Origin of the sequence: Spirosoma terrae, assembly GCF_010435915.1 — a bacterium.
GTDB classification, from domain to species: Bacteria; Bacteroidota; Bacteroidia; order Cytophagales; family Spirosomataceae; genus Spirosoma; species Spirosoma terrae.
In genome coordinates this window covers 191,579-213,680 of sequence record NZ_JAAFZH010000009.1, presented here as the reverse complement: position 1 = coordinate 213,680, position 22,102 = coordinate 191,579, and the positions used below count along the sequence as shown (strand labels likewise).

The 22,102-nt window shown below is 43.7% G+C and carries 24 protein-coding genes; 13 read left to right on the top strand and 11 right to left on the bottom strand.

Annotated features, from left to right (window positions below):
* The first annotated feature begins 10 nt into the window (after positions 1–10).
* Positions 11–2,044, top strand: a complete 2,034-nt coding sequence (dnaG, locus tag GK108_RS19570; protein WP_163952190.1) for a DNA primase — start codon at positions 11–13, stop codon at positions 2,042–2,044.
* Between the two features lie 169 nt (positions 2,045–2,213).
* On the opposite strand, the gene GK108_RS19565 is transcribed toward dnaG, so the two are convergent.
* Positions 2,214–2,597 (bottom strand): hypothetical protein, encoded by a 384-nt coding sequence (locus GK108_RS19565; RefSeq protein ID WP_163952188.1) that lies wholly within the window; start codon positions 2,595–2,597, stop codon positions 2,214–2,216.
* Positions 2,598–2,644: 47 nt separating this feature from the next.
* Complete coding sequence (locus tag GK108_RS31410) at positions 2,645–2,770, bottom strand: hypothetical protein (protein ID WP_262887440.1); 126 nt, start codon at positions 2,768–2,770, stop codon at positions 2,645–2,647.
* Between the two features lie 51 nt (positions 2,771–2,821).
* Between GK108_RS31410 and GK108_RS19560 the strand changes: the two genes are divergently transcribed.
* Positions 2,822–3,517 (top strand): LuxR C-terminal-related transcriptional regulator, encoded by a 696-nt coding sequence (locus GK108_RS19560; RefSeq protein ID WP_163952186.1) that lies wholly within the window; start codon positions 2,822–2,824, stop codon positions 3,515–3,517.
* A 4-nt stretch (positions 3,518–3,521) separates the two neighbouring features.
* Here the strand turns inward: GK108_RS19560 and GK108_RS19555 are convergent, their stop codons facing one another.
* Positions 3,522–4,556, bottom strand: coding sequence for a LytTR family DNA-binding domain-containing protein (locus GK108_RS19555; protein ID WP_163952184.1), 1,035 nt, complete (start codon positions 4,554–4,556; stop codon positions 3,522–3,524).
* Between the two features lie 150 nt (positions 4,557–4,706).
* Here GK108_RS19555 and GK108_RS31100 point away from each other — a divergent pair, with 150 nt between their 5' ends.
* Together GK108_RS31100 and GK108_RS19550 are read left to right on the top strand one after the other, a co-directional pair.
* On the top strand, positions 4,707–4,871 hold the full coding sequence (locus GK108_RS31100; RefSeq protein WP_170305409.1) for a hypothetical protein: 165 nt from the start codon (positions 4,707–4,709) through the stop codon (positions 4,869–4,871).
* Between the two features lie 11 nt (positions 4,872–4,882).
* Positions 4,883–5,998, top strand: a complete 1,116-nt coding sequence (locus tag GK108_RS19550; RefSeq protein WP_163952182.1) for a lysophospholipid acyltransferase family protein — start codon at positions 4,883–4,885, stop codon at positions 5,996–5,998.
* An 87-nt stretch (positions 5,999–6,085) separates the two neighbouring features.
* Here the strand turns inward: GK108_RS19550 and GK108_RS19545 are convergent, their stop codons facing one another.
* The 3 genes from GK108_RS19545 to GK108_RS19535 all read right to left on the bottom strand — a co-directional run bounded on the left by GK108_RS19545 (position 6,086) and on the right by GK108_RS19535 (position 9,246).
* Positions 6,086–7,648, bottom strand: a complete 1,563-nt coding sequence (locus tag GK108_RS19545) for an Rne/Rng family ribonuclease (RefSeq protein ID WP_317166549.1) — start codon at positions 7,646–7,648, stop codon at positions 6,086–6,088.
* Between the two features lie 377 nt (positions 7,649–8,025).
* Complete coding sequence (locus tag GK108_RS19540) at positions 8,026–8,883, bottom strand: tetratricopeptide repeat protein (RefSeq protein ID WP_163952310.1); 858 nt, start codon at positions 8,881–8,883, stop codon at positions 8,026–8,028.
* 60 nt (positions 8,884–8,943) lie between these two features.
* The gene (locus GK108_RS19535; protein WP_163952180.1) at positions 8,944–9,246 is read right to left on the bottom strand and encodes an HU family DNA-binding protein; all 303 of its coding nucleotides are present in this window, start codon (positions 9,244–9,246) and stop codon (positions 8,944–8,946) included.
* A 141-nt stretch (positions 9,247–9,387) separates the two neighbouring features.
* Between GK108_RS19535 and mutY the strand changes: the two genes are divergently transcribed.
* The 3 genes from mutY to gldE all read left to right on the top strand — a co-directional run bounded on the left by mutY (position 9,388) and on the right by gldE (position 12,486).
* Positions 9,388–10,476: an A/G-specific adenine glycosylase gene (mutY, locus tag GK108_RS19530; protein WP_163952178.1), complete on the top strand. Its 1,089-nt coding sequence runs from the start codon at positions 9,388–9,390 to the stop codon at positions 10,474–10,476.
* A gap of 70 nt (positions 10,477–10,546) precedes the next feature.
* Positions 10,547–11,089, top strand: a complete 543-nt coding sequence (locus tag GK108_RS19525) for a single-stranded DNA-binding protein (RefSeq protein ID WP_163952175.1) — start codon at positions 10,547–10,549, stop codon at positions 11,087–11,089.
* Between the two features lie 38 nt (positions 11,090–11,127).
* A complete protein-coding gene (gene gldE, locus GK108_RS19520) occupies positions 11,128–12,486 on the top strand; it encodes a gliding motility-associated protein GldE (RefSeq protein WP_163952173.1) in 1,359 nt (452 codons plus the stop codon).
* Positions 12,487–12,488: 2 nt separating this feature from the next.
* Here gldE and GK108_RS19515 read toward each other — a convergent pair whose 3' ends face one another.
* Positions 12,489–13,598 carry an LBF_2804 family protein gene (locus tag GK108_RS19515; protein WP_212592843.1) on the bottom strand — a complete coding sequence of 370 codons (1,110 nt, stop codon included), beginning with the start codon at positions 13,596–13,598 and terminating at the stop codon, positions 12,489–12,491.
* A 202-nt stretch (positions 13,599–13,800) separates the two neighbouring features.
* Between GK108_RS19515 and GK108_RS19510 the strand changes: the two genes are divergently transcribed.
* From GK108_RS19510 to GK108_RS19490, 5 genes are all read left to right on the top strand, one after another.
* Positions 13,801–14,922: a DUF3500 domain-containing protein gene (locus tag GK108_RS19510; RefSeq protein WP_246225004.1), complete on the top strand. Its 1,122-nt coding sequence runs from the start codon at positions 13,801–13,803 to the stop codon at positions 14,920–14,922.
* Positions 14,923–14,960: 38 nt separating this feature from the next.
* A complete protein-coding gene (locus GK108_RS19505; RefSeq protein ID WP_163952171.1) occupies positions 14,961–15,881 on the top strand; it encodes a sugar phosphate isomerase/epimerase family protein in 921 nt (306 codons plus the stop codon).
* Between the two features lie 130 nt (positions 15,882–16,011).
* A complete protein-coding gene (locus tag GK108_RS19500; RefSeq protein WP_163952169.1) occupies positions 16,012–17,613 on the top strand; it encodes a S8 family peptidase in 1,602 nt (533 codons plus the stop codon).
* A gap of 487 nt (positions 17,614–18,100) precedes the next feature.
* Complete coding sequence (locus GK108_RS19495; RefSeq protein ID WP_163952167.1) at positions 18,101–18,388, top strand: transposase; 288 nt, start codon at positions 18,101–18,103, stop codon at positions 18,386–18,388.
* Positions 18,389–18,462: 74 nt separating this feature from the next.
* Complete coding sequence (locus GK108_RS19490) at positions 18,463–18,801, top strand: hypothetical protein (RefSeq protein ID WP_163952165.1); 339 nt, start codon at positions 18,463–18,465, stop codon at positions 18,799–18,801.
* Between the two features lie 82 nt (positions 18,802–18,883).
* On the opposite strand, the gene GK108_RS19485 is transcribed toward GK108_RS19490, so the two are convergent.
* Positions 18,884–19,507 carry a hypothetical protein gene (locus tag GK108_RS19485; RefSeq protein ID WP_163952163.1) on the bottom strand — a complete coding sequence of 208 codons (624 nt, stop codon included), beginning with the start codon at positions 19,505–19,507 and terminating at the stop codon, positions 18,884–18,886.
* An 84-nt stretch (positions 19,508–19,591) separates the two neighbouring features.
* Complete coding sequence (locus GK108_RS19480) at positions 19,592–20,173, bottom strand: Crp/Fnr family transcriptional regulator (protein WP_163952304.1); 582 nt, start codon at positions 20,171–20,173, stop codon at positions 19,592–19,594.
* A 550-nt stretch (positions 20,174–20,723) separates the two neighbouring features.
* Between GK108_RS19480 and GK108_RS19475 the strand changes: the two genes are divergently transcribed.
* Positions 20,724–21,578 (top strand): CPBP family intramembrane glutamic endopeptidase, encoded by an 855-nt coding sequence (locus GK108_RS19475; RefSeq protein WP_163952161.1) that lies wholly within the window; start codon positions 20,724–20,726, stop codon positions 21,576–21,578.
* 210 nt (positions 21,579–21,788) lie between these two features.
* Here GK108_RS19475 and GK108_RS31405 read toward each other — a convergent pair whose 3' ends face one another.
* On the bottom strand, positions 21,789–21,947 hold the full coding sequence (locus GK108_RS31405; protein WP_262887443.1) for a hypothetical protein: 159 nt from the start codon (positions 21,945–21,947) through the stop codon (positions 21,789–21,791).
* On the bottom strand, positions 21,889–22,050 hold the full coding sequence (locus GK108_RS31325; protein WP_246225002.1) for a very short patch repair endonuclease: 162 nt from the start codon (positions 22,048–22,050) through the stop codon (positions 21,889–21,891). The genes GK108_RS31405 and GK108_RS31325 overlap by 59 nt, the downstream gene beginning before the upstream one ends.
* Positions 22,051–22,102 lie beyond the last annotated feature (52 nt).

Sequence of the window (22,102 nt, the reverse complement as noted above, 5' to 3'; positions counted from 1 at the left end):
ACTAGGTTCCATGCGCATTCCCGAAGAAACTGTCGATCGGATTCGACAAGCCTCTGATATTCTGGAAGTAATCAATGATTTTGTTTCTTTGAAGAAACGCGGCACGAATTATATTGCCTGTTGCCCGTTTCATAATGAGAAAACGCCATCGTTTAATGTTAACCCTGCCCGGCAGATTTACAAATGCTTCGGGTGCGGTAAGGCGGGCGACGCTGTTCGTTTCGTTATGGATATCGAGAATATAGGCTATGGCGAAGCACTACGTTATCTAGCTAAGAAATACAGCATTGAGATTGAAGAACAGGAGCAGACTCCCGAGGAGTTATTACGGCAGAATGAGCGTGAGAGCTTGCTGATTGTACTGAATTTCGCTAAAACCTTTTTTCAGGAAACACTGCTTAAGTCGGACGAAGGAAGAGGTATAGGGTTAAGTTATTTTAGGGAACGTGGATTCTCGAATCCAACGATTGAAGCGTTTGACCTAGGCTATAGTTTCGATCAGTGGGACGCCTTAATGCAGGAGGGAACTCGTAAGGGCTATAGCCGGGAGTTACTGGAGAAAGCTGGTCTTATCATCAGCAAAGAAGCCGGAAAAGTTTTTGATCGCTTCCGGGGGCGGGTAATGTTTCCGATTCATAATGTGTCGGGGAGAGTAATTGCCTTTGGAGCCCGCATTCTAAAAACTGATAAAAACCAGCCTAAATACTTAAATTCTCCGGAAACTACTGTTTACCATAAAAGCCAGGTATTGTATGGAATCTATCAGGCTAAACAAACGATTCGGCAGGAGGATATCTGCTATTTGACGGAAGGGTATACGGATGTCATTTCGCTTCACCAGGCAGGTATAAAAAACGTAGTAGCCTCATCTGGTACGTCGCTTACCACAGAACAGATACGGTTAATTGCCCGCTTTACGCCTAATGTCACGATTTTGTATGATGGTGATGCCGCAGGTATAAAAGCGGCTTTGCGCGGTCTTGATATGGTGCTTGAAGAAGGGCTTAACTTAAAGCTGCTCTTGCTACCTGATGGAGAAGATCCCGATAGCTACGTCCACAAGGTTGGTGCCGAAGCGTTTAAAACTTATGTGAAGCAACACTCCCAGGACTTTATCGATTTTAAAGCAGGGCAGTGGCTGGCAGAAGCAGGGGATAATCCACTAAAACGGGCAGAAGGAATTTCGGATGTATGTGCCAGTATCACCAAAATTCCCGACCCTTTAAAACGCCAGACTCTTTCGCAGCGAGTTGCGCAGGTTTTTCACGTTAACGAACAATCGGTCATTTCGGAAATAAATCGGCTGTTGAGGAAACAGCAGGACCAAACCAAAAAGGATGCCGATCGGCAGCGCGACCGGCAGAGTCGTCAGAAAGATAGCGTACCTGGTGAGCCTTCTCCTGAAGAGCTGGACGCTTTATTCGCTGATGCTGGTATCGATAGTGCAGAAGCGTTCAGTAACAAGTCCTCATCAAGTTCTGCCAGCGAAACTGCGAAGCTGACCAAAACACCGCTGGCGTACCAGGAAGAAGAATGTGTCCGGTTATTAATTAACTACGGAACTCGAGAACTGGAGCCCGGTATTACGCTTTGTCAGTACGTATTAAGTGAACTTCACGAAATAGATTTTCAGACGAAACCCTTCAATCTAATTCTTGCATTATTCCGTGAAGCCTACGTACACGGTGATATTCTGACTGCGGATGATTTTTTGAACCGTAGGAAAACTGATGACACCGATATTCAGCATCAAACAATCAATCTTACTACGCCAAGGTATGAGATAAGTGAGGGCTGGCTAAGGCATGAAATACACGTACCTTCAGAAGAAGAGATTAGTATTCTCGCTGATGCAGCCTATCGAAATATTTTACGGATTAAAAAAATGCTGGCAGAGCAACGTATGACGGCTTTGCAGCAGCAACTTCGAGACATCAGCAATGCTTCGCCGGAAGAGGCCGATCAGATTCTGACGGAGTTTATGCACTATAAACGTGTTGATGTAGAGATATCCCGTCTACTTGGGACCGTCATATCTGGTTAATTGAGAAAGCTCTGAACATTTACCAATAACTGGTTCAGTTAATAAAAATGAAGGCCATTTCGGCTTATTACCTGTTTTGGCCTTTACAATAGTAATTTTTTACTATAAGTACCATAAAAAAAGCTCCCCTTGTTGGGGAGCTAACCTTTATCATTGGGAGGGGTGAACACTATGCTTGTGCTACCGTTTTGACATTTGTCAACTCGGCATCTATTTCCCGATTCAACTCCGCAAGTAAGCGAGCATGCGAGTGGAGTTGGCCTGGCTTGGATGATTGAGATGAACGGCCTGGTTTAGTACCGGTCATGTCTAGCATCAGAGTCATTAATACGTCGCTCATGTGATGACGTAGCGCAATAAGTTTTCTTAACCGTGAACGGGTTATGCTAGTCGATTGACGACGATCAGTAGCCTGAAGAGAATTAATGACCTCAGTGAGTTTAGCGTAACGGCGATGGAACTGTTCCGTCGCTTCTACCCACTCCATAATTATGCTTTGTATCTCGGCTGATGATGCCTCATAGGCCGTCGATAATAGTTCTTGCTGGATCATTGGAACAAACTCGTTTCTGTTGGCTGATGATCAAAAATAGTATAGTATTATAAGGCAATACAAGCCGTTTTGCGTGAAATCACCATTTTGCCGGACGAAATCACCCATAATCCGATGTCCATTTCGGTGATTTCGTCCGGCAAAATGGTGATTTCAGGATATGCATATTGCACAACCTATCAACTGGGTGTTAGATTCATCCACTCTTTTACGTCTTTATCGATATGAACCAGTCTGATAACAGTCAGGAGGCCGCTAAAAACTTTGCCATACGACGTCGGGATTTCTCGATTCTAGTTGCGCAATCTGAAGTATTCAATTGCGAGGTTCTGAGCCAGCTATTAAAGGAACAAGGGTACAACGTAGTTGGCCGAGCCGTAGAAATGGAAGATACGCTCCAGCAGATTCGCGTAAAACGTCCTCAATGCGTTATTCTTGAGTCGGAGATATCAGGACAGCGAAGTTTTGATATAGTTCAGGAGATGCAACAGTCTAATTATCAGACTAAATTCATTCTCTATACGAGTAAGCCCGACCTGCGAATGATTGCCAAAGCCATGCAGATGGGATTCTTTGGCTTTTTGTACGCCAGTGATGGTTTAGAAGAGCTGTACAGGTGTTTTCAGACTGTTAGCAGTGGAGGGTGCTATTACAGTAACGGGTTTATGGGCCTTTTGAAAAATTTTGGCGTAGAAGTACTGTCTGATCGAACCCGGGATGAGCTTAATCGCTTGAGTGAGCGGGAGAGAGAAGTGCTACGTATGATTGCTAATGGATTGACTTCCAGTGAGATTGCTGAAAAGTTAGGGATTAGCTACCGGACAGCGGTGAATCATAAAGCCCATATAGCCAAAAAACTGGATTTGCCGAGTTGTCGGCAATTGCCGCGTTATGGAATATCCGTGAAAAACTATTTATAGGACATCACGAAGCAAGAATAAATGGATCAGGGGAGGTATCTGCGTAAGGCTGCTGATTGTTAGAGGGTGTATTGCCCTGAAGCCACTCCCTAAATTCCTGCATTCGAGCACGTGGCACGACAATTTCATGACGATCGGGAGTGTTTAAACGGACTATATACTTTCCATTTTCCCAATAAGCATAGTTTAAAACGGATTGTCGGTTAACAATATAGTCGCGTTTTATTCGGAAAAAGCGAGTTGGATCTAGCTCTGTTTCCAGATCGTTCAATGTCTTTGTAACTAAATACTGCCCTTTTTCTAATTGGGCATAGTAATATCGATCTTCTATTGTAAAGAAGTATACATCTTCAACTGGAAAGTCGAGTTCGCCTTGAGCATTTTTGCCCTTTAATGATGTCAGATAAGGGGAAGTGATATTGTTTACTGAATTCGATTGAGCTGCTATAAAGGCTTGCGCTTGTTCAACAGCCTTAGCCGCTTTACTTTCTGCGGCTTCCTGAGCTGCTTGACGTTGTTTTAGATAGTCGGAAACCAGAGATATGTTTAACGTAACATAGCCAATAAAAAAGATTGGGACCAGGTAACGTAAATAGACTGATATAGTAAATGTGCCGCTTAGATATGTCTCCCAATACGTAGTGAGCGTATAATCAGGATAGGATTCTAGAAAGAAACGTAACGTTTCTGTAATTGGATTAAAGACGAAAAAGGATAATAAAATGGTAGGAAGGAAACTGAGTTCGTATCGACTTATATCACGTAGCGTTAAGCCTACGGAGTTAAGTCTTAAGTAAACATGCTGCTGATTAAGTAGCGTGTTGAGGATGATAACAGTAACGATTTCAGGTACAATAAGACTCCTCACAAGAAGACTTATATATGGTAACGCGCCACCATGCTTGATAAGAATGCTCAGTTTGGAGTTGTAAGCAATGGCCCATCCTAAACCTTCCATCAATAAAATTACACCCATCAGGAGGCCAACAGTATACAGCGGCTTCTTCAGAAAGTCTCTGGTCAGGTGTATTTTCTCCATGTTCCCCTTAGCAAAAATCTGGACTAAGTTAGTGGTAATTATTGACTAATCCAACAGTGTTATTATGACTTTTCTGTGATTGATGCCCCTTCATGCAGGCTCTAATTTTGCATCAGTCAAACACAAAACTTTCACAAAAGAAAAGTCAACATGAAAAAGCAATTCGCCATCAAAGCCGCTCAAACATCAAAAAACATTGTTTTATCTGCTGCTAAAAAAGAAACAAACAATTTAATGAAATTTATGCTTGCTGCTGAATGCTGTCAGTTTACTGCACTTCAGGGTACAGCTCCAAAAACAGCTTTTTCGCTTTAACAAACTAAATTATGCCATCCGCGCTACGTCTTTATAAACAGGAACTCAGTCGTTGTCGGGAGCATTTTCAACAACTTGATCTACAACGGGAACGAGGGTATTTAATGAAGTTTACAACCTTCTCTGCGAACGTTGAAAACATAATGCCTTCGATCCCTCGTAGTGAACATGAAACTCTGTTTCAGGAGTTGTTGTTACAGCAAATTTTTACAACATTTGACCAGCAGTGCCTAACTGCAGGTGACCTGGTTAAAATACGTGGTTCGCAGGAATTACTTAGGAAACAAGATGGCCCTAAGATTTATTGTACCTATCATCTTGGTTCATATAGGCTGTTAACCAGTATCTTATTTCGCCGAGGGATAGATTGTGTATTGCTGGTCGGGAGTAATATGAATCGGTCTCAAGGTGACGATATGACTGAGCATATTGAGGCTTTACGCAAACAGCACGGCTTAACAAATGTATTTCGTGTTGTAGAAGCCGGACATGCTTCTTCAGGGCTAACAGTGCTACGTGAATTAAAAGCTGGACGCTCGCTGATAGTTTATGTCGACGGTAGTCCCGAAACAGCACCTGAGCCAAAAGAACAAGATAAATTTATTTCAGTTCCTTTGGGTGAGCGAAGAGTACTGACACGAAAAGGTGTAGGTTATTTATCGCATGCTACGGGTGTACCAATTGTGCCTGTTGTTAGTTATCGGCAGCAGGACCTGACCAATATTCTTCGTTTCCTTGATCCTATTAAGCCTATTCGTCATAGTGATCGAGATATGTACTGCCGGGAGGCTATGACCCAGCTGTATAATGCTTTCTGGCCTTATTTAAAGCGTTATTCAGCTCAATGGGAGGGGTGGTTATTTATTCATTCGTTCTTAGAACAGCAAGAACAAACCCATAAAGTAGGAGGCAACTGGCCGTCGCATCTTACTTTTAATGAAAGTCGCTATTCGCTTTGCGATTTGGAGCAAGCTCCTGTTTTATTTGATCGCAGGTCATATCAGACCTATGAAATTACCGAAGACCTGCGCGATCTTTTATTAAACCTTCATACAGTTGATTCTGTAGAAAGCCTTGTCGGGAAAGAAGTATATAATGAGTTGATAGAATTAGAAATTCTCCATTAATAATCAAGGCCCATAATAGATACGTCTATTATGGGCCTTGATTATTAATGGATTAACTTGTTTTTGCTTTACTAACACTTTACCTGTTTAGGCTCCTCCGCTGATTTCAATTTCCTCTCCAGATTTGTGAAAGAATTTGAAATTAACAATGCCTAGCGAGCTGTCTTTAATCAATTTTACCCAAGTATGGTATTTTAGATACCACTGTACTTGTTTTGAGAACAGGCCTTTTGTGTAGTAAGCATATAGGAATGGATGCATCGAAATTGAAATTCCTCGTTCATTCTGCTTTGTCAAAATATAATCAAGGTTATTTTCAATTACGTCGGTTACCAGCACGCTGGCCTGAATTGTACCTGTTCCACCACAAGTAGGACAAACTTCACGGGTAACGATATTCATTTCAGGACGTACCCGTTGGCGAGTAATCTGCATTAGACCAAATTTGGTTAATGGCAGAATCGTAAACTTGGAACGTTCTGTTTTCATTTCATCGCGCATGATATCCTGCAGAAGCTTCTTGTTTTCTGCTTTTTTCATGTCAATGAAATCGATGACGATAATGCCACCCATATCGCGCAATCGCAATTGCCGAGCAATCTCTTTGGCTGCTTCACGGTTTACGCTGATTGCGGTAGCCTCCTGATCTTCCTCAGAATTCGACTTGTTGCCGCTATTAACATCAATTACATGTAGCGCTTCGGTATGCTCAATAATCAGATACCCTCCTCCAGGCAGGCTAACTGAGCGTCCAAACAGCGATTTTAGCTGTTTTTCCAATCCCAGGGCTTCGAAAATCTTTGTCTTGCCGTTGTGTAACTTGACGATCTTCTCTTTGTCTGGAGCAATCGTGTGAATGTATTCTTTAATTTCTTCGAACGACTCCTTCGTATCTACAGTAATGCTCTCGAATGATTCGTTAAGCATATCTCGCAGAATGGATGAAGCTCGGTTCATTTCGCCTAAGACTCGATCGCGAGGCTTGGCATCTGCTAACGTTTTAATGGCTTGTTCCCATTTGGCAAGAGAGTGCTGTAGATCTCGATCAAGTTCTTCTACATCTTTATCTTGCGCAACGGTACGTACGATAACGCCAAAATTTTGAGGCTTCAGTGAGGACATAATCCGCAGAAGCCTCGACCGTTCAGCTCGGTCTGTAATCTTTTTTGATAAATTAACGCCGTCTGAAAATGGTACTAAGACCAAGTAACGGCCTGCAATAGAAATGTCGCAGGAAAGGCGTGGACCTTTGGTTGAGATGGGTTCTTTAACCACCTGAACCAGAATGGGAGCGTTTTTCGTCAGCACCTTATCGATTTTCCCAATTTTCTCGATAACCGGTTCTAGCTTCATGTTACTAAGCCGGCCTGTGGTGACGCGCTTGGCAATTACATCTTTAACAAACTTATTGAACGAATTAATATTCGGTCCAAGGTCCTGATAGTGCAAAAAACCATCCTTTTCGTGACCAACGTCTACAAATGCTGCATTGAGGCCTGATGATAGTTTTTTGACTGTTCCTAAATAAAGATCGCCAACGGTAAAGCTGTTGTCTAACTCTTCTTCGTGATATTCCAGCAATCTCTTGTTTTGCAAGAGTGCAATACGATCACCTTTCTGAGTTGAACTGATAACTAATTCATTACTCACAAGATGAATGAACGGTTAAAAATGGCTGTATAAAAAAAAGAAGCCACGCTCGGGCTTTTCAGACCGGCACGAGGCTTCAAAATAAGTTGGCAGCTGGCAGTGTACAGTAGACAGATAAGAGACTGGCAATCAGCACTATTGACTGCCCACTGCGTACTGCTTACTGCTTACTATTTTTTCTTATGCCGGTTTTTTCTTAGCCGTTTTTTCCGCTTGTGAGTAGCAATCTTGTGCCGTTTCCGTTTTTTACCGCAAGGCATAGTGTTAAATGTCGTTTAATGGTTGAAAATATGTGACGGCCAACCACTCGGTTCAGCCCAAATATCAGTTAACAGTAATGTGGGTAATTAAATGAATTCCCAATCACTGATCACTGGTTACTGTGAAAGACGTTCCTCGTATTCCTGAACTGCTGCCAGGATCTGAGGATCTTTTTCTTGCTTTTTTACTTCGGCGAATACTTTGCGCGCTTCTACTTTTTGGCCAGCCTCTGCCAGACTAACACCCAGATAGAACTGAGCCTTCCGACTGCCAGGATTTGTAACCAGAATTTGACGAAAGCGTTCTATAGCACGCTCATATTGCCCGGATCGCATTGACAATAACCCTAAATTGAATAGAGCTAGTTCATTTGTTGGATCTTGCTGCAATACTTCACGCAAAAGCATAATTCCCTGCATTGGCGTATCTGTATTTACGTACGTCATGGCCATGTTGGCTTTTGCCGCAAGTAGATTTGGATTCGTTGCAAGGGCTTTCTGGTAGAAATCGCGTGTCTTTTTTCCCAGTGTTGCCGTTTTTGTTTCGTCGACGGCAAACGTGTAAGCTTCGAAGTACTGATCGCCCGCCCGAAGAAGGTTCCGTTCAGTCGGTTGTTGAACGGCTAGCTGATCTGCATAATAGGCAGCACTGTCGTACTGCGTTACCGCTCTAAAAAAGTCCACCAGTTTAGTAAGGGCAGCTTCTTTTTGAGCAGGAGCTACAGATGCAAAATCATTCTTCAGGGAAGCTAACTGTTTTTGCTGCGCAACAGATAAAGGCTGGGCATGTACTGTTGACCCTTCACCCGCAGTGGCTCCTGGCTGAGTAGCTGTAGATGCCTGCGTCGTCCGACCGCCTGTTGCTGAATTAGTCAATTGCTTGTTGTCACTGCGAACGACGACTTTAGGGAGCGTATATAATCCCACAGTTAAAGCCGTGGCAAGCACGATAACCAAGAATACTGATTTATTCATCATAGGAAGTCATCTCATTGCAACTATCTGGGCAACCCAGCCAAGAAGAACTGCTTAGGCTTACTCAGCCGCTACTTTAGCTCTGTCACTTGTTTTTACTTGTTCTACAAAAACTTTGGCAGGCTTGAAGCTCGGAATAAAATGCTCATCGATCACCATAGCGGTGTTTTTCGATATGTTCCGGGCTACTTTTTTGGCTCTTTTCTTGTTAATGAAACTGCCGAACCCTCTCACATAAATATTCTCTCCCTCGGCCAACGAGTCTTTAACCACCGAGAAGAAGGTCTCAAGGGTGTTCGTTACCTCTGCCTTATCGATTCCGGTCTTATCGGCGATCTCTGCAATTACGTCTGCTTTCGTCACGACTTCTTAAACTTTAACGTTTACTGTGTTGTTGAAAATTCGGGTGTCAAAAATGGGAGCACAAAGGTAGAGCTTTCTAAGAAATTATAAAACCTTGTCCTCCAGTTTTTCATCATCAACGACGCTTTTTATTTTTTTATTTTGGATTGGCAATCAGACCTTAACGTTATTGAAGCGGTATTTGTACCTAGCCTGGAGGGCTGGTATGAACACCACAAAAGAGACTTGCCATGGCGGCACACACGTAATCCATATTACATATGGTTATCGGAGGTTATTCTCCAACAAACTCGCGTAGCGCAGGGAAAACCCTACTACGAACGCTTTGTTGATACGTATCCGACCATTGAGGAACTTGCCAGAGCAGATGAAAAAGAACTGCTACGTCTTTGGCAGGGACTTGGGTATTATTCCCGTGCCCGAAATTTGCATCAGACGGCACGATACGTAACGGATCAGTTAGCTGGAAAATTTCCGGCAACGTATCATGAGTTGCTGAAAATGAAAGGAATAGGTGTCTACACAGCTGCCGCTATTGCTTCATTTGCTTTCGGAGAACGAGTCGCTGTCGTCGACGGGAATGTATATAGGGTATTAGCACGGGTATTTGGTATTTATGAAGACATAACCACTACAGGGGCTAAAAAAACGTTTGCTGCTTTAGCAACACGATTAATTCAGAAAGCTGATAATCCCGCTACCTACAACCAGGCTATTATGGAGTTTGGGGCCATTCAGTGTACTCCAGTAGCGCCAGATTGTTTGTTATGCCCTGTTCAGCAACATTGTGTGGCTTATTTAACGGGACAACAGCATCGGTTACCAGTAAAAGCAAAGAAAGCCCCCGTTCGCGATCGTTATTTTCATTACCTCGTTTTTAGTAATAATAATAAAATGGCTATGCGAGAACGTACTGAGCGTGATGTATGGCAGCAATTATACGATTTCTATCTACTGGAAACTGATGAACCGAAACCGAACTGGCGCGATTTGTTGCTTCCCGATTCTGTGAACGAATTGGTGAGGCAGGGTGTTCTCGCTGCTACTCCGGTAGAAGCAATGCAGCTATTATCGCATCAACGCATCCGGGCAATATTCCATTTTGTTGAGTTGCCGGATGGGTTGACCGAACAGTTGCCAGAAGGATTAAAATGGTATTCAATGGCTGAAATTACCGACTTACCAAAGCCAGTATTAATTACCAATTATTTGGAAAAGGCGTTTGGATAAGTGCGTTTGTTTCAGTATCTTTAATATTCTTAATCCCTATAATTTTTATCAGTAAATAACACAATACAGTATGGCAAGCCTTAATAAAGTTATTATTATTGGAAACGTTGGCAATGATCCAGAAGTCCGTTATCTGGATGGAGGATCGGTTGTTGCAAAGTTTAGCGTTGCCACGAATGAACGATACACAACACGAACTGGTGAGCAAATTGAATCAACAGAATGGTTTCGGGTTGAGGTCTGGAACGAACAGGCAAAAACAATTGAAAAGTACTTGCGTAAGGGCCATCAGATTTATGTAGAAGGTCGTCTGCGCACAGAAACATATACCGATCGGGATGGTAAAGAGCGCTTTTCGCTTACTGTTCGAGCCACTACGTTCCAGTTCTTAGGTGGTCCTAACGATCGGCAGGAGGCTCCTTCCTATGAAGCACCGGCCCAACAGGCACCCCCACGTCAGCAGGCGGCTCCGCAGCCAGCTCAGCCTGTTCGTCAGCAGACAACGGCAACAGCCGAGCGACCACGCCAGCAACCTGCCGGAACGCCGGACCGTCGCCGGGAGCCAGATCCTGTACCTTTTGAGAGCGCTGGTGACGACGATTTACCATTCTAATACGTCGCGGCTCTATTGTTGAACGAGATTTGATATACATGGACCCAAGTAGTGATCCTCTTCCGAGACAGGTGCTCCCAGCCGAACATGGCTGGAGCACCTATTTTGATTTATATGCGCCTTACGCAGCGTTGATTTTATTGCTGCTGGTGTTAGCTGGCTTAGTGTCAGCGTCAGAAGCTGCATTCTTCTCTCTCTCGCCCGACGACCGTGCCCGTTGTCGAAATAGTAGCCAACCTGGCGATACCCGTATTGCTACTCTGCTCGACCGTCCTAAGCGGTTGCTAGCATCGCTAGTCATCTTTAATAATCTTCTTAATATCGCCATTGTTGTAATCGTTACATACTTGACCTGGAAGCTTTCTCGTACGTATCAAAGCTCAGGGTGGATATTAGCAGGAGTAACTTTATTGATAACATTGGCCATTGTCCTCTTCGGCGAAATCGTGCCGAAAGTATATGCCAGCCAGAACAATATGGCTGTTGCCCGACGAACGGCTCCGTTAGCTCAACTTGGCCTGATTGTTTTTCGCCCACTTGCTATGTTGCTGGTCAATCTGAGTAATCAGGTCGATAAACGCATTGAGCGCCGGGGGTATAAACTATCCGTCGAAGAACTAAGTCAGGCTGTAGATTTGACGGGCGATGGAGCAACCGTAGAAGAAAAAGAAATCCTGAAAGGTATTGTGAATTTTAGTAATCTGACAGCCCGTCAGGTTATGCGTGCCCGACTCGATATTTCAGCCATAGAAAATGACCTGACTTTTTCGGAACTGATGAATCAGATCAATGCTTCCGGGTATTCACGCGTTCCTGTTTTCAAAGAATCGCTGGACCAGATTGATGGAATTTTATACATCAAAGATTTGCTGCCGCATATTCACGAGAACGATACGTTCCAGTGGCAATCCTTAGTACGTCCTGCCTTTTTTATTCCTGAAAATAAGAAAGTAGATGATCTGCTGCAGGATTTTCAGAAGCGACGCGTGCATATGGCTATTGTTGTCGACGAATATGGTGGAACGCGCGGCCTGGTAACGCTTGAAGACATTATTGAAGAAATCTTTGGGGATATCAACGATGAGTTCGATGAGGAAGTCCCTGTAGGGTATCATCGCGAAGATGAACGTACGGTGGTATTTGAGGGTAAAATGCCAATTACCGACGTCTGCCGGGTCTTGAATGTAGAAGCCACTACGTTTGAGTCCGTTCAGGGAGATAGCGAGTCGTTGGGAGGGTTATTGCTCGAACTATTTAGTCGTTTGCCTAAATCAGGCGATGAGACTACCTACGCTGGCTTTACGTTTCAGGTGGTATCGGCCGATGACAAACGGATTAATGAAGTTCGGGTTATTAAAAACGATTCCGTCGAAGAAGAAGTGGAGAATAATCTCTAACCTTAAACCCACAAACCCCGCCCCTGATTATATTCTTCGCCAATGCGCTGAATTTCTTCCGTTGAGTAAGTGAGGAAATTTTTGCTACGCAGTTGACGTAATCGCCGTTTTTCAATCCAGGACAATTTTCCGTCTACCAAAACGCCAAATACGATAAGCCGTTCGAGGCTTCGACGTATTTCGATCGGAGCATGCAAAGCCTGTTCGACGAAATGGCCTGTCAGCGTAACGTTGGTGCGTAAGTTAAAACGATCGACTAAGGTTTCTGTCAGCAGAAAGTGCGCGTAGTTATATTGCCGTTTGAGAATGGCTACGTACTGAAGCGCTTCCAAAATAAGAGGACGAAACTGTTCATTGTCGCCCCATTCGTCGTGTAGTTCATTGACAAACTCCCGAATGGTGAGTGGAGCCATAACCCGTACCTGAGCTTCATGGAGTACCTGCCAGGAAGCATACGCATTCCAGGCAGCGTAGATTGGCATACCGGCTAAATCCGTAAGTTGTCTCAGCGCATACCGCCCCATAAAACGTCTGAGCAGGAATTTCAGCGTCAGACTACTTAAGGCCGCTTTCGTAATGTTTAACAGGAAGAATATGGTTAGTCCCCAGCGAGGCATATTCAGATAGGGGTCGATCCCAAAGCGCAGAATTCCCCGGTTTTTCTTCTCTAAAGCTGCGTTAGCCAGTGCCTGAAGGTGTCTATCATATTGTGCGTCATGGGCGCGGGGAAATTGACAGATCTGCATGATTGCTTTTACACCGATCAGATTGAGTCCGACCAATAAATTAATTTCTATGTAGACCAGCAGGATGCCGTACAACGACGTAACGATAGGCACATAATACGTAGTACTACCAAACCGTATGGGTGTATTTTGAAATAAATCAGGCCATGTATACTGAGGAATATACAATAATAAAACGCCCAAAATACCTAGCAGCGCGGCTAGACTAAGGGTCAGAATTTTGGTACGGCGGATAATACGGCTTTCTACTGGATTAAGTACATACGGCTCATCACTCGGATGTGGGGTGTCGAGAGCCTGCCGGAGATAGCGCATAGCCAGATGGTCTAAAGGACCAAAGCTGTTATTCGGTGGCCGGGTTGACATGATCGTAGAGTAACAGTGGATTTATTTCTACAACTAGCGAAAGCCCCTTGTTGTTAGCAAAGAGCTATATATTTCATCGAAAAAGCTAAATCCGTATATAAACCTGCGGATGGTTGGTAAGGTGAACGGGAAAGCTTAATGATGTCCAATGAAATGTTCAGTAAATTCAAACCAAGCTCGGCTTTTCCTAAAAAACCTTCTTATGCCAATTATAATCCGCGTTCTTCTAGGTTGTCTGATATGGGGACAAATAATGGGGCAGAGCGCAGCTCCAGCGAAAACAACGTCGGCAGGCAAACAAGTGCGTGATGAGATGCGTGAAGCAACGCAGTCATTCTTACAAAATTTAACCGCTGAACAACGCAAAATCGCCACATTTGCTTTCGACGATGAGGAGCGATTCAACTGGCATTTTGTACCCAGACAGCGCAAAGGACTACCGCTAAAACAGATGACCCAACCCCAGCGACAGGCCGCTATGGCAATGCTTAAAACAGGTCTGAGTCAGCAGGGCTACGATAAAGCGACCGCCATTATCGACATGGAGAACGTACTACGTGTTATTGATAATCGGCCACCAAATGATACGTATCGCGATCCGGAAAATTATTCGTTTACCGTTTTTGGCGACCCAACCTCCAAAGAACCCTGGAGCTGGCGAATTGAAGGCCACCATTTGTCGTTGCAGTTTATATCGCAAACCGGACAAATTGTATCGCAAACCCCTACTTTTTTCGGCAGCAATCCGGGCGTGCTTGATTACGATACCAAAATGGCTGACAAACGAATGTCTGATCCTCGGGTAAAAGATTTGCCACAGAAAGGCCGGCAGATCTTAAAGCAGGAAACAGAGCAGGCTTTTGCTCTGTTAAAAACACTTGACGCTGAACAACAGAAAAAGGCAATATTGGCTAACGTAGCTTACCCCGACATTGTGACCAGCAATAAACGTCGGGCTTCACTGGAAAAAATGGAGGGATTGATGTATTCCGATATGAATGCTGACCAGCGCAAGTTGTTCCTGAGTTTGCTGCAGGTGTATCTGGATAATTACCGCATTACGCTGGCGAATCAGCAAATGGATAAGCTAAGAAAAGCTGGGCTTGAAGGACTACGGTTTGCGTGGGCGGGCGACGTAACGCCCGAACTTGGCGAAGGGAAAGGCTGGTATTACCGGATTCATGGACCAACCATCTTGATTGAATACGATAATACCCAAACAAACGCCAACCATATTCATACGGTCGTACGTGATCTGACCAACGATTTCGGGGAGGATATGTTGGGCGAACATTATAAGAATGCAAACCACAGTAAACCATAAAAGACAGTAGGCGCTACGTTTAAAATCCGTCACATAAAATGTTGAATCGACGCGAGTTTCTGCAACTGAGTGCATTAGCGGCTATAAGTGCTGCTGGGCAAGGCTGGACTTATGCCAAAAAACCTTTGTTATCGTTTTCGACGCTTGGCTGTCCCAAATGGTCGCTGGATAAAATTCTAAGTGAAGCGGTAAAAGATGGCTATCAGGGATTTGAAATTCGGGGTTTGGAGGGAGTCATGGACTTAACGAAGAGTCCGGCCTTCGATACGTCGGATCACATAGCCACAACCCGACGTAAGGTAGCTGATACAGGATTGAAAATTATCAATCTGGGTGCATCTACTCAATTACACCATGCCGACCCAGCCGCGCGGCAAAAACACCTGGACGAAGCGAAACGATTCATTACGTTGGCCGATCAGTTGCAATGTCCCTTTGTACGCGTGTTTCCGGATGCATTTCCTAAAGATCAGGAACGTAGCGCTACGCTGGACCGAATCGCCAAAGGACTGGTCGAATTAGCCGATTACGCCAAAGGAAGCCAGGTAACCGTATTGCTCGAAACGCACGGCGATGTGGTTCAGTCTGCTGATCTTTTGGGGGTGATGAAGGCTGCAAGTTCTCCCAAAGTAGGCTTACTATGGGACGTATTTAATATGTGGGCTGTAACCGGCGAACCACCGGCCAGGGCCTATGAAACGCTACGTCCTTATATTCGGCACGTTCATATCAAAGATGCCAAAACAGTTGATGGAAAACACTTGTACACGGCTTTAGGGTTGGGCGATTCCCCCATTTTTGATGGGATCGCTATCCTGAAAAAGAGCGGTTATCAGGGGTACTACAGCTTCGAATGGGAAAAAACATGGCATCCGGAAATAGAAGAGCCAGAAGTCGTTTTCCCTCAGTACACAACCGCCTTTAATCAGTTTTACTTTTCGGGCAAGAAGCCAGAATAAGTCCAACGCTAGCTGACAAATCGATCATAAAATGGTCATTATGACGTAGCGTACCTTGCCGTTTAACAACTTTTAAGGATAAACACTGCTGGTTTCTTCGTAATTTGTGAAGATTTTTTGTTACCAATTCATGAAGAAACTCCTTATCAGCGCGTCGGTGTGTTTGCTCTCTGTAGCAGCCTTGGCGCAGGAAACGCAGTGGTATCTGCAGGATAAAACCGACAAAACTGCCGGAATCAACGTAGAACGCACCTACCGTGAGTTACTCAAAGACCGGAAACCAACCCCAGTAGTTGTAGCGGTAATCGACGGTGGAATCGATACGACCCATGAAGACCTGAAACGGGTGTTGTGGGTCAATCCCAAAGAAATTGCTGGTAACGGTAAAGACGACGACAATAACGGCTACGTTGACGATGTCCACGGCTGGAATTTTATCGGTGGCAAAGATGGACGTAACGTTAGCTACGAAACTGCCGAAGTAACTCGTTTGTACGTTCAGCTAAAGCCAAAATACGAAGGTAAAAGCCGTGCTTCGCTGAAGCCCGATGAGCAGAAAGAATACGATCTGTACGTAAAGACAAAAGCTGAAGTTGAGAAAAACCAGGCGCAGTATAAAGCGCAATATCAGGGTATCAATCAGTTCTATCAGCAATTCTCAACAGCAGTAGACGTGCTGAAAAAAGCCTTGAACGTATCAAAATTAGATACGCTCACCCTACGTAAGGCGTCTGATACGCTTACTGACGCTACGTTGAAGCGGCCTGTGACAGGTATTTTGCGATTACTTAATCAGCAGGGCGCGCCCAACACAGATGTGGTAATGGACGAGCTGGAAAAAGCCAATGAACAGCTTAAATCCAGAGCTGAATACAACTACAATCCTGATTTCGACAGTCGGGCTATTGTCGGCGATAATCCAAACGATTTCACCCAGCGGGATTACGGTAATTCAGATATTGCCGGTCCACGGGCCGATCATGGTACACACGTAGCCGGTATCATTGGAGCCGACCGTACCAATAATCTGGGTATTCTGGGTATCTCTGATGCTGTTCAAATCATGGGTGTACGGGCGGTGCCAGACGGTGATGAGCGCGATAAAGATGTTGCCAACGCCATTCGGTATGCCGTTGATAATGGCGCCAAAATCATTAACATGAGTTTCGGTAAAGACTATTCGCCACAACGCAAGGTGGTAGAGGATGCGGAACGCTACGCTCTCTCGAAAGGTGTATTGATGGTTCATGCGGCCGGGAACGATGGAAAAGATATCGATACAGCGGCCAATTATCCGGCACCCCGGTTTATGGATGGTAAGGATATTCCGAACGTAATAACAGTGGGTGCTAGCGCCGAGACCAACGATGCTGATCTGGTAGCTAGTTTCTCAAATTATGGCAAGCAAACGGTGGATGTTTTTGCACCAGGTAAGGACATTTATTCAACCGTTCCAGGCAGTAAATACGAGAATAATAGCGGTACGAGCATGGCCTCACCCGTAGTAGCTGGCGTTGCTGCCGTACTGAAATCGTATTTCCCTAAGCTTACTTATGCCGACATTAAACGAATTATCGTGCAGTCGGCTACGCCCTATAAGACCAAGGTCCATCGGCCCGAATCGACCGATTTGGTTGATTTTGCCACCCTCTCGAAAACCGGTGGTATTGTTAACCTTTACGATGCTGTCAAGCTTGCCTTAGCGGAAGAAAGCGGGTCGAAAGGGAAGTAATGATAAAATTGCAAGAATATCCCTTGCCTGTGTTCGGCAAGGAATTATTATAAAAACAGAAAACCGATCAAGCGTTAGCTTGATCGGTTTTCTGTTTTTATAAAGCGTATCTGTTCAGAAAGAATAGTCGTAATGTTCGTTGCGGTAGCCAATTTCTAAGACCTGATTGCCAATATAATATCTGCCATCTTTACGTAAGTTCGCCCGAACTGGCGTAGCGTCAGGATCATTTTGATAGGTATACTCTTGAGGTCCTCTTTCGAAATTTTGATCGGTACGTTCCGTGATATCACGAGTTACAAGGACATAGCTTTTTTTTCGTCAACAATTGTGTAAGCGTGCCGATCTGACCAGCAGAGTAACGTAGCACCATCACCTATTTTAGGCTCAACAGGTTTCTCGTCAGAGTAAACAAGGTTTGTTAACGTACCGTAATTTGGTATGGTCGTGCTGAATCGGATAGTAATCTTGCGTAACTTCGGTTATCATGGCAAATTCCAACAAACTCACCCCGTCCTCTCGTAAGTACGACAAAACCTTCAAAGCGGAAGCCCTACGTATGCTTGATGAAGGTCAATCAGTGGCGCAGGTCGCTAAAAGCCGCAATGTCAGTGACCAACTACTACATATCTGGAAACACGCCCACAAAAAGCAACTGCAAAAGCAGACGGGCAATGCCGATAGCAGATGTGTCTCGCCAGTGCTTCTGCGGAGACTCCAAAAGAATCGTTTTGGGATGAAAATAACAAAAGTGTTGCACCAGCCGGTTTGTTAATGATGAGAGCTACTGCAAGTATAAACCCTGTCCAACCATCTTTTTGACTAACCATAGGTAACGATACGCAGCCTATGCTTGCTAGATCTCTTTTCATGCTGGTTCTAGCGTTGCTGATGGAGGCCTGCACAGCGAGAAAGCCTGTCGCCGAGCCGAGCCAAATCCTGAAAGATGCGAACAGCTTTTGGGATTACAAACAGAATTACATTCGACTCTACGAAGATTTCCAGGCCGTCGATAATCAGCTAAACCCAATTACTAGAAAGACTTTTCTGCGCACCCTGGCCACGGGGCGTTATCTGCCGCTACGGCAACAGACCCAGAATTCGACCGCGCTTTATCAACTCTATCCACTACCTGAGCGAGTTGATAAAAACTTACAGGCCCTGCTTCACCAATGGGGGTTCTATTAGTAAATGGACAAAGAATTTCGCTAAGCGAGATTCAATAAACAACGGCTTTCATTAGTAGAGTTATCGGTCGTTCGATGGAATTTTAAAAATTAAACCCAAAATCAAGCCCAGGTTGAATAAAGTAGTTAGGCCATTTATTTTCTACTACTTTAAATGATGCTGGAACGTTGGTTCTTACAGGCCAATAACTACAGCCAATAGCTGGTTCAAAAAAGAACCGATTCTTGAAAAACTTAAACTGATAACCTACATAGAAGTCCAGATATAAGGTGTATCCATTTCCAATCTTTTTCTTATTCTCATCCATATATTTTTCAAAAGCATTTAACGCATAAACGGATGTATAGGCTCCTTTCCACCAAAACCGCTGATAACCTACTGTAGGTGCCAGTATGCGGGCATGACCGGGATAGTTTAGTCCGGGCGCGTCAAATGATGGCCCGAAAGGAATGCCTAATGGCCAGGAATAAATGGAACGTTTAAACCTAAAAGAAACAACATCTTTCGGTGTTATCCTGTAGCCAACATTTAACTGTACATACTCAGGTGGATTTGCGTCATTAGGAATACAATTCCCTACCATCAGTAATGAACTCCCAACGAACCACCGCCTGTACATACTGTCTGTTTTAGCGTACTGTGCTCTGAGCGGAAGCGTACCTGTCATCAGTAAGACCAAACCGATGAAGAAAATCTTCTGGTGCATTTCTTTTCCTGTTACGTGAAACGATACGGCAAAAGTGGATCGGAGAAATGCCATAACTCGTTCACTTAAGTTAAGAAACACACCTTACCCTTTATCTTTCTCTATAATTCTGGCCCGTAGTCGGCTTAATGACTGGGGTTTGATACCTAAATAACTCGCTAATTGATGTTGTGGCACACGCTGGATAAGGTCTGGTCTTTTTTGTAGTAAGTTCAGGTACCGTTGTTCGGGTGAAGACATCTTAAACTCGTCAAAGTCGATTCGCTGTTTGGCTAATAATTCTTCCGACAATATCCGACACATTATGTCAAACTTTGGGAATTTACTGTTTACTTCTACTTCCATGTCAGAAGTTGAAACGGTAAGAATACTATCTTCAACACAACTGATGAAATACTCAGAAGGTGCTTTATTCGTAACGCAAGGAGGAGTTAAGGCGTCCATTTCTGTGTAGAAAGCAGTTGTTTTTTCTTCGCCGTCTATGATGTAATAGACCCGGATACAGCCCTTTAGAACAAAGTAGCTATCTTTTGATTTTTGTCCTTCTTTGAGTAGAGTCGTCCCTTTCTTTACCAAGCGAAATAGGTTCAAAGAAACGAGTGCGTTCTTCTCATCATCTGTCAGAGAAATGTATTTCGCTATAAAGTCAAATAGTGTGTCCTGCATTGTTTTCATAGTTTTTTGCCCTCTCTGGTGTACTTGCTACTAAACGACTCCCACGTAGCGAAGCCACTCGGATGCGTGATGGGCGTTCAATAGTGGCAAAAGTAAGTGACACTACGTTCGGACGGTCGCAAAAAGGTACAGGCGGATACAGATGGACGCGCGGCACCGTCCGAATCCGTATGTTTACGGCCTATTAGCTTCCAACTCCAGTTAACTGCTTTTCTCCACCAGCTTGTTGTCCTACTAACCTATCACCATCGGCTGGGTAGGTTGCCGGGATATGTATGGAAGCTTCACTTCTTCGATGAATAGATGGGTCGGTCCTGTTTAGCCGGATACGTTCCAAGAGCAAGAATTGCAGAGAAAAAACAGAGGGTAAGGTTTGTTATTTAACTTAAGTGAACGAGTTAAGGCATCTCCCTAATCTACTTTTGCAGCACCTTATCTTTGAGAAACGTATCAAACCCCATTGCTTCGACTAAATCCCAGACTGACACAGTTCATAAAGCACTCCCCACAACCCTTTAAATACTACATTCTGAAATAAATTATGAATTCATCAATCAATAGAGTACTGTACTTTCCAATTATTAAAATTATCATCGGAATTGTCGTTCCTTTTTTTCTATTTGTTGTAATTCAAAACTTTGTTTTAAAACCATTTTTTTATATCATTATATCAGAAAAAAGTATTGCTGATCCAATTATTATTTTTATTTCTTCAGTACTATTATTAGTTAACTATTACTATTTGTTCCGTTTTTATGACAAAAGAAAAATAACAGAGCTATCTACAAAATATCTGCTCAAAGAAATGTTTGGAGGGTTTTTCTTTGGTTTTTTTACAATTTCATTATCTATTTTCATTTTATACCTATTAGGCCATTATCAGGCTTTTAGTATTACAACTACTCACTACTCAGCAAGAATGTTTACTGTAATACTATTTGCTGCGATAGTTGAAGACTTATTTCATAGGGGATTAATCCTAAGGATATTGGAAAATTGGTTAGGTACTAACATAGCCATTTTCATTGCAATGTTGGTAGAATTACAACACATTACCAATCCCAATTTCAAAATATTTGATCTATTATTATATTTAATTTGGGGGTTTACCATGGGTATGATGTTCGTATATACTAAAAGAGTATGGCTACCTTATTTCTTCCATGTAGGTTGGAATTTTTCTCAGCCTTTTTATGGCTCAAATCTCACAGGGCAAAATGATTTTGGAACTATCATTCAATCAAAATTTACGGGATCAGAACTATTAACAGGGGGTGCTTTTGGGATTGAAAATTCAATTTTTACTCTATCTTTTTTATTATTTATCGGAATTTCACTTTATTATCTTGCCAAGAAAGAGGGTAAAATTGTAAAAAGAAAACCATTTAAAAGATGAATTTGAAAGAAGCTTTTTTAAGTCTTGATAACTATTTTTCAACAAGGGTGAGGGCAGGATGGCTAGTACTCAAATGGCCGGGGCGTAGCGCAGCAAAAGCTTTTCCAGCCGCCGTGCCGTTAGTTTTTCGTCTTCAAGAACACTACGTCCATAATAAAGAAGTCAATTTGTATAGCTGATTAAGCCCGTACTCCCGTTAGGAGCGGGATTTTAACAACAAACTTTCCCTCGACTTCTCCAGCCCAAACCGGCGGACCGGCAGCCATGCACGAAAATTACTGTCGTGTATTTAGACAAAACTATATCGGGCTCACCAGGGAGCTTTTTGTCGTGGAGACGATACCGAATCGGACTGGCGCTCCAGACCATGCGCATGAAGAAATTTGCGGACGATAAGTTCGGGTTTCGTGTCTTTGTTACGTACTCGGCTCATGTTATAGCTACGTTGCGAAGGGGTGAGTACGTCAGTCATGAAAACAGGGCGTTGAGTTGGTATAAGCTATAACAACATCTTCAACAACTTT

Bases quoted from the DNA above. Each gene is read 5' to 3' on its own strand.
- dnaG (WP_163952190.1), top strand. From the start codon at position 11: ATGCGCATTCCCGAAGAAACTGTCGATCGGATTCGACAAGCCTCTGAT.
- GK108_RS19565 (WP_163952188.1), bottom strand. From the start codon at position 2,597: ATGATCCAGCAAGAACTATTATCGACGGCCTATGAGGCATCATCAGCC.
- GK108_RS19560 (WP_163952186.1), top strand. From the start codon at position 2,822: ATGAACCAGTCTGATAACAGTCAGGAGGCCGCTAAAAACTTTGCCATA.
- GK108_RS19555 (WP_163952184.1), bottom strand. From the start codon at position 4,556: ATGGAGAAAATACACCTGACCAGAGACTTTCTGAAGAAGCCGCTGTAT.
- GK108_RS31100 (WP_170305409.1), top strand. From the start codon at position 4,707: ATGAAAAAGCAATTCGCCATCAAAGCCGCTCAAACATCAAAAAACATT.
- GK108_RS19550 (WP_163952182.1), top strand. From the start codon at position 4,883: ATGCCATCCGCGCTACGTCTTTATAAACAGGAACTCAGTCGTTGTCGG.
- GK108_RS19540 (WP_163952310.1), bottom strand. From the start codon at position 8,883: ATGAATAAATCAGTATTCTTGGTTATCGTGCTTGCCACGGCTTTAACT.
- GK108_RS19525 (WP_163952175.1), top strand. From the start codon at position 10,547: ATGGCAAGCCTTAATAAAGTTATTATTATTGGAAACGTTGGCAATGAT.
- gldE (WP_163952173.1), top strand. From the start codon at position 11,128: ATGGACCCAAGTAGTGATCCTCTTCCGAGACAGGTGCTCCCAGCCGAA.
- GK108_RS19515 (WP_212592843.1), bottom strand. From the start codon at position 13,598: ATGTCAACCCGGCCACCGAATAACAGCTTTGGTCCTTTAGACCATCTG.
- GK108_RS19510 (WP_246225004.1), top strand. From the start codon at position 13,801: ATGCCAATTATAATCCGCGTTCTTCTAGGTTGTCTGATATGGGGACAA.
- GK108_RS19505 (WP_163952171.1), top strand. From the start codon at position 14,961: ATGTTGAATCGACGCGAGTTTCTGCAACTGAGTGCATTAGCGGCTATA.
- GK108_RS19500 (WP_163952169.1), top strand. From the start codon at position 16,012: ATGAAGAAACTCCTTATCAGCGCGTCGGTGTGTTTGCTCTCTGTAGCA.
- GK108_RS19495 (WP_163952167.1), top strand. From the start codon at position 18,101: ATGGCAAATTCCAACAAACTCACCCCGTCCTCTCGTAAGTACGACAAA.
- GK108_RS19490 (WP_163952165.1), top strand. From the start codon at position 18,463: ATGCTTGCTAGATCTCTTTTCATGCTGGTTCTAGCGTTGCTGATGGAG.
- GK108_RS19485 (WP_163952163.1), bottom strand. From the start codon at position 19,507: ATGCACCAGAAGATTTTCTTCATCGGTTTGGTCTTACTGATGACAGGT.
- GK108_RS19480 (WP_163952304.1), bottom strand. From the start codon at position 20,173: ATGCAGGACACACTATTTGACTTTATAGCGAAATACATTTCTCTGACA.
- GK108_RS19475 (WP_163952161.1), top strand. From the start codon at position 20,724: ATGAATTCATCAATCAATAGAGTACTGTACTTTCCAATTATTAAAATT.
- GK108_RS31405 (WP_262887443.1), bottom strand. From the start codon at position 21,947: ATGGTCTGGAGCGCCAGTCCGATTCGGTATCGTCTCCACGACAAAAAG.
- GK108_RS31325 (WP_246225002.1), bottom strand. From the start codon at position 22,050: ATGACTGACGTACTCACCCCTTCGCAACGTAGCTATAACATGAGCCGA.